3 protein-coding genes are annotated in these 4,755 nt (G+C 44.2%); all 3 read right to left on the reverse strand.

Annotated elements, in window-relative coordinates:
• Positions 1 to 561: 561 nt before the first annotated feature.
• A complete protein-coding gene (locus tag RMO84_RS15665) occupies positions 562 to 1,011 on the reverse strand; it encodes a hypothetical protein (RefSeq protein ID WP_310489371.1) in 450 nt (149 codons plus the stop codon).
• A 409-nt stretch (positions 1,012 to 1,420) separates the two neighbouring features.
• On the reverse strand, positions 1,421 to 1,876 hold the full coding sequence (locus RMO84_RS15670; RefSeq protein WP_310489372.1) for a hypothetical protein: 456 nt from the start codon (positions 1,874 to 1,876) through the stop codon (positions 1,421 to 1,423).
• 277 nt (positions 1,877 to 2,153) lie between these two features.
• A complete protein-coding gene (gene glgB / locus RMO84_RS15675) occupies positions 2,154 to 4,466 on the reverse strand; it encodes a 1,4-alpha-glucan branching enzyme (RefSeq protein WP_310489373.1) in 2,313 nt (770 codons plus the stop codon).
• Between the last annotated feature and the right edge of the window lie 289 nt (positions 4,467 to 4,755).

Genomic DNA, 4,755 nt, shown 5'->3' on the forward strand with positions numbered 1-4,755 from the left:
TTTGCACCGAGTTGAACTGCTAATTTGGGAAAGTCTGTTCTCTCGACGATCGTATCAAATTGCTGAGCTAGAGATTGGTTCTTGGCTACTAGTTTGTAAAATTTATCTAGATGTGTTCTCATTGCAAATGCCCTCCGTAACAGCGATTACAAGTATCCGATCGAAACTAGATCGGCTCTATTTTATTTCGACTCGAACCGATTTCTTACAAGTTTTTCGTAACCTCATTCTAGATCGCCGATCGTCCATCAATTCCGAAACTTTTACAATCTTAATTATACGCTCAAATAAATAGTGAATTTTTTGTCGATCGGCAGCCAGCCGATCGCTTCTGAAAACGCTACGCCACTAAGCCAGAGTTGCGCCGCATTTTGAAGCGATCGATTACCTCAAGAGCTTAATGAGTGCGTGATGCGTGCTTCCCGCCAGTATCGGCTCACCCACTAGTATAAATCCAGACCGTGCTAATTAGATTAGACCCATTATCTCGATCGCTATATTGTCCGATTGCATGGCGAGTTAAGTATCGCCATGCAATCGGAACGCGTCCAAATTAAAGTGTTATTTACCCGTGCAGTATGCACTCAGTTCTTTGCCCAACGCCTCCTCCTTCACAGATTCAGATTTTATTTCAGCTAGCTGACTATTGAATGCTGCAGCATCTTTTGCTTTAATGGCTGGAGCAATTTTACTGAATGTTTTATTATAAGATTCATACATTGTGACCAGACGCAACTGAAAATTTTTTAGTTTTTCATCTTGGAGATCTAGTGCTTGAATAGTTTTGCTAAATCCTTGACTCTTCACCGCCATATTACTAAATATTTGAGCTGCCTTAGCTGGATCTTTAGTGTCTGGCGAATCAAAATCTTTGGCAGCAGTTTCTACCTCTTTGGTGACCTTAGCAATGCTATTGCATTGGCTTACTTTACTGGCTCCGCAACTGGTCGTCGCCACAGCGATCGTCCCTGCTGCTATTAACAAACAAATTCGCGCGATCGATTTAGACATTGGTTAGCTCCAATAGATATTAAATAAATTTTCAAGAATGGCAGCGATAAAAACCAAAAAATTTAAGTTTCGATCGCTCGACTATTTTAGCAGAAAAGATCTCATCGCTTGGTCTGGTTGAAAATTTTGACAAAGTAGCAAAATCTACTCTTATGCGATCTGCCAATCCGATCGGTGGATTTCTCTAGATTTAAACAACAATCATAATCTATACAATTTCAGAACTGTTTTAACTGTAATTTTGATTAGCGATCGAGGGTGCATAGGATCGATCGCTCATAGGCTGCGGCAGTTCGTGAAAAGCATGGTTGGGTAGCGATCGTAAATATCACCGTTGCCGATTTGAAAAATTGTTCTAGAATCGACAATCCACCCTTCACAACTCGATTCCAGCACTAGATTATTATTCCTACTTGCTAATACAGTATTTAGCCATTTCTTTGCCTAATGCTGATTCCTTAGTAGATAGATTATTCATTTCAGCTACACCTTTATCGATCGCCTTCTGGTCTTTTGACTTCATTGAAGGTGCTAATTTATCGAAGGCCCTAGCATAATCTTGATAGGTTTGAGCAAAACTTGACTGATACCCTTTTAATTTTTCATCTTGGATTTTTACTGCTTGCAGTTTTTTGCTAAATCCCTGCATTTTTACAGACATATCGCTAAAGAGCTTCGCCTCCTTAGCCGAATCTTTACTGACGAGAGCATCAAGCTCTTTGGCTGCTGTTACTACTTCTTTAACAACTGTGGCGATGCTGCTACACTGGGTGATTTTACTGGCACCGCCGCCACAACTGTTAGTGGCAATCGCGATCGCACTCGTTAGTAGTAGCAAGCCGATCCGAGAAATCGATCTAGACATTGGTTATCTCCATTTAGATATTAAATACAAATCCCAAAATAGTAGCAATAAAATGTTAAATTATTTATCTAAGATATCGATCTATTTTGTAGTTTTGATAATACCATACAACTAGAGTTTTAGTTGGTGACAGGATTAAATTCAGTCAAAATACGGTAATTTAGTCGATCGATCTCAATTGGCTGCAGACATTACTCAAACATAAAATATTTAAAAAATAATGGCATGGGTAATTGATGATTTACCCATGCCATTATTTAATCTGGTTCGATCGAGTCTATGTCCCCTCGATCGCGTTTTTGTCCCGCCACTCATAGGCTGCGGCAGTGCGTTCGCGATCGAGTTTAAAGATCGATACACCCAAAGGAGGAATACACAGATCTAGTGAGAATTTGCGATTGTGAATCGACCATTCATCTGCCCATTTTCCGCCCAGATTGCCCATATTGCTACCGCCATATTTACGGGCATCGCTATTAAATAACTCGTGATAAAAACCGTGTTCGGGTACGCCAATTCGATAATGTGCATGAGGTTGCGGTGTAAAATTGCAGACGACAATTACACAATCGTCAGTATGTTTATCGCGGCGGATAAAGGACACCACGCTATGGCGACTATCGGTACAATCAATCCATTCAAACCCAGCTTCCTCAAAGTCTTGAGTATAAAGTGCGGGTTCGTGACGGTAGACGTAATTGAGTTCCGCCAAAAATTGACTCATTTGCTGGTGTGGAGCAAATTGCAGGAGATGCCATTCCAGATCCGACCAGACATTCCACTCGCTCCACTGGGCAAACTCCATCCCCATAAATAGGGTTTTCTTGCCGGGGTGGGTAAACATATAGGCGTAGAGGCAGCGCATATTTGCAAGTTTCTGCCACTCGTCACCGGGCATTTTGCCAATAATATTGCTCTTACCGTGAACGACCTCATCGTGCGAGAGGGCGAGCATGAAGTTTTCGCTGTGGTTGTACCACATGCTGAAGGTAATGTTATTTTGGTGGAACTGGCGGAACCAGGGATCCATCTCAAAATAATCGAGCATATCGTGCATCCACCCCATGTTCCACTTGAGGTTAAAACCTAAGCCGCCCAGGTATGTAGGCGCGGACACCATCGGCCAAGAAGTGGATTCTTCGGCGATCGAGAGTGCGCCAGGGAAGTAGCTAAAGATGAGATGATTGGTTTGACGCAAGAAGTCGGCGGCTTCGATATTTTCCCTGCCGCCATACTGGTTGACGACCCATTCCCCTGGTTCGCGGCAATAGTCGAGGTACAGCATCGAACTGACGGCATCGACGCGAATGCCATCGATATGGTACTTATCAAACCAGAATAGAGCATTGGCGTAGAGGAAATTTCTGACTTCATTCCGCCCGTAATTAAAGATTAACGTCCCCCACTCTTTATGCTCGCCTTTGCGGGGGTCGGCATGTTCGTAGAGGTGTGTGCCATCAAAGAAGGGTAATCCGTGGCCATCTTTGGGAAAATGTCCGGGTACCCAATCGACCAACACGCCAAGATTAGCTTGGTGACAACGATCGACAAAATACATGAAATCTTCAGGCGAACCGTGTCGCGATGTCGGCGCGTAATAACCCGTCACCTGATAACCCCAGGAGCCATCGAAAGGATGCTCGGAGATAGGCAACAGTTCGATATGGGTAAAGCCTAAATTCTGGACGTAGGGAATTAATTTATCGGCTAATTCACGATAGGTCAGAAACCGCGCTCCTGGATTGTAGTCAGAAACAATTACCGCTGGAGAGGTCGTGCCGTCGGGTAATTGCGCTGGTTCGCCGGCTGCGGCATGTAACCAGGAACCGAGATGACACTCGTAGACCGAGATCGGCTGACGCAGGAGATCGCTATGGCGACGCTTTTCGATCCATTCCTCATCTTGCCACTGGTGGACGTTCAGATCGGCAACGATCGAGGCCGTTTTCGGACGCGGTTCTTGATAAAATCCGTAGGGATCGGTTTTTTCGTAAGGATGACCGTCTTGATTTTTGATTTCGTATTTATAAGAGGTGCCGACTTTGAGTTCGGGAATGAATAATTCCCAGATCCCATTGGCTCGTCTGGCCATTTGATGCTTGCGGCCATCCCAGTAGTTAAAATCACCAATTACCGAAACGTTGCGCGCATTCGGTGCCCAAACCGCAAAGTAGACGCCCTTAATGCCTTCGATTTCGATCGGATGCGCCCCGAGTTTTTCATAAATCCGGTGATGATTGCCTTCGGCAAATAAGTGAATATCAAAGTCACTCAATAATGGCGAAGTAAACGCATAAGGATCGTAAATGACGCGTTCGTGTCCGCCTTCGGTAATCTTGAGCTGGTAGTTGCTCAACTCCGGCAGATCGATCGTGCAACTGAAGAAGTGCGGATGATGCTCCGATTGCATCGGGTACTCTTGCCGCGCGTCGGGAATCATCACCGAGACGGACTCGGCATTGGGCATATAGCTCCGCACTACCCAAACATTTTTCCCATTTTCCTTAACTTGATGAGGACCTAAAATCTCAAAGGGATTATGATGTTGATTTCCGACAATCCGGTCGATCTGTTCTAAGGCAAGAGTCATGAATTATTAACCTAATTTGACGCAAAAAATTTAATTAAATTATTGATAATTAAACAAACTAAAAATCGCCACCAAGCGATTATCCAATGAGGGGCTACGCCAACGATTTGCAAATGATTGAGTCTGGATTTACATTCCGAAGTTTTGGGCGATCGCTGACGTAACAGCCGATAAGCTGCCATCATTGTAGCCCAATAGCTCTGGTTTAAATTGGCGAATAGAAGATAGCCGCAGCGCAATTGCCTCAAACTTCCCAGGTCGAGTAAAACTCCAGTAAATGAGCGCGATC

Source organism: Chamaesiphon sp. VAR_69_metabat_338 (assembly GCF_031423935.1).
Taxonomy (GTDB): domain Bacteria; phylum Cyanobacteriota; class Cyanobacteriia; order Cyanobacteriales; family Chamaesiphonaceae; genus Chamaesiphon.

Excerpts from the sequence above, each read along its gene's own strand:
- glgB (WP_310489373.1), bottom strand. The coding sequence starts at position 4,466 with ATGACTCTTGCCTTAGAACAGATCGACCGGATTGTCGGAAATCAACAT.
- RMO84_RS15670 (WP_310489372.1), bottom strand. The coding sequence starts at position 1,876 with ATGTCTAGATCGATTTCTCGGATCGGCTTGCTACTACTAACGAGTGCG.
- RMO84_RS15665 (WP_310489371.1), bottom strand. The coding sequence starts at position 1,011 with ATGTCTAAATCGATCGCGCGAATTTGTTTGTTAATAGCAGCAGGGACG.